2 protein-coding genes and 1 pseudogene are annotated in these 1,618 nt (G+C 69.8%); 2 read left to right on the top strand and 1 reads right to left on the bottom strand.

What is annotated here, in order from left to right; genetic code table 11:
* A partial coding sequence (locus KZA10_RS14515) for an AMP-binding protein (protein ID WP_218683239.1) occupies positions 1–892 on the top strand: 892 nt, incomplete at its 5' end.
* Positions 893–918: 26 nt separating this feature from the next.
* The gene (locus KZA10_RS18260; RefSeq protein WP_256934900.1) at positions 919–1,518 is read left to right on the top strand and encodes a class I SAM-dependent methyltransferase; all 600 of its coding nucleotides are present in this window, start codon (positions 919–921) and stop codon (positions 1,516–1,518) included.
* 32 nt (positions 1,519–1,550) lie between these two features.
* Here the strand turns inward: KZA10_RS18260 and KZA10_RS18800 are convergent.
* Positions 1,551–1,607: pseudogene (locus KZA10_RS18800) on the bottom strand (hypothetical protein); the annotation flags it as partial.
* Between the last annotated feature and the right edge of the window lie 11 nt (positions 1,608–1,618).

Here is a 1,618-nt window from a genome sequence, read left to right as displayed (position 1 = left end):
GCCGGCCGGCTATGTCGCGGGGCTTCAGGTGCTGGTGCGGTCGATCCTCGCCGACACGCGACCGGCACGGATCGAGGGCCGGTTCTCGCCGGTGTCGTTCGCCGAGGCGACTCTCGAGATGCTGCGGCCGGCGTCGAAGGCGGGGATCCCCGACCTGTACACCTCCCTCGTCCCCGCTCAGGTCGCGACCTTGCTCGACGCGGCGGATGACACCGCCGTGCGGGCGGCACTGCAGGCCTATCGGGCGATCCTGGTGGGCGGCCAGGCCCTCCCGGAGCCGCTGCGGGAACGGGCGGCCGACCTCGGTGTGCGACTGGTGCGCACCTACGGTTCGACCGAGACCAGTGGGGGATGCGTCTACGACGGTGTGCCCCTCGACACGGTCAGCGTGCGGACGGTCGACGGTGAGCTGCGCATCGCCGGTCCCATGCTCGCCGAAGGGTATCTCCGCGACGGGTCGCTGACCGCCCGCACGTTCGTGCGCGATGAGCACGGCATCCGCTGGTACCGCACGGGCGATCTCGGCCTCGTCGAAGACCGTGTCGTCCGTGTGCACGGCCGCGCCGACAACGTGATCGTGTCCGGAGGGATCAACATCTCCCTCGACCGTGTGGAGCGGATCGTCCGCCGGATCGCGGGCCTTCATGAGGCCGTGGTCGTCTGCGTGGAGGATGAGCGCTGGGGCGAGGCGTCCGTGATCGTCGCGGCTCGGGGCGAGGTGCTCCGCCGCAGTGAGTCGGAGCAGCTCGCGCACGCTCGCGACGCCGTCGAGGACGAACTCGGCAAGCACGCCCGTCCCGTCCGGCTGATCATGGTGGACGAGATCGAGGTGCTCTCCTCGGGCAAGCCCGACCGCGAGGCCATCCGTCGCATGGTCGCCGACCTGCACTGAGCGCACGCTCTGCCAGACTGGGCCGCATGGCCTCGTACACGCATGGACATCACGAATCCGTCCTCCGCTCGCACAACGTGCGCGACATCGCGAACTCCGCCGAGTACCTTCGCCCGCACCTCACCGCCACGACCCGTCTTCTCGACGTGGGTGCGGGGCCGGGCAGCATCACGGCCGATTTCGCCGGCATCGTCGCCCACGTCACGGCCACCGAGATCGATGAGAGCGCCCTGTCGCTCTCGCAGGGACTCGTGGCCGAGCGCGGGCTCACCAACCTCTCGTTCTCGATCGAGGACGTGCACGCGCTGAGCTTTCCCGACGACTCGTTCGATGTCGTGCACGCGCACCAGGTGCTCCAGCACGTCGGCGACCCGGTGACGGCCCTGCGCGAGATGCGCCGCGTCGCCGTTCCCGGGGGGATCGTCGCCGCGCGAGACGCGGACTACGCGGGCTTCCTCTGCTTCCCGGAACTGCCGGAGCTCGATCGCTGGCTCACCCTGTACCGTGCGGCGGCACGGGCCAACGGCGGGGAGCCGGATGCGGGACGCCGGCTGCTGTCCTGGGCGCGCGCCGCGGGATTCACGGACATCACCGCGACAGCGACGGCGACGACAAGGGCGTTGTAGAAGAAGGAGACCACGCCGTGGATGAGGACGAGTCGTCGAGCGGGGAGGGTTTTGAGTGTGGCGTCTGAGGTGGCGAAGGATGTTCCGATGGTGAAGGAGA

It is taken from the genome of Microbacterium sp. BF1 (genome assembly GCF_019279095.1).
GTDB classification, from domain to species: Bacteria; Actinomycetota; Actinomycetes; order Actinomycetales; family Microbacteriaceae; genus Microbacterium; species Microbacterium maritypicum.
The sequence above is the reverse complement of the archived record's forward strand: the minus strand, read 5'-3'. Positions and strand labels throughout refer to the sequence as shown.

What these genes read in the sequence shown, in the direction of transcription:
- KZA10_RS18260 (WP_256934900.1), top strand. Translation starts at nt 919, where the DNA reads ATGGCCTCGTACACGCATGGACATCACGAATCCGTCCTCCGCTCGCAC.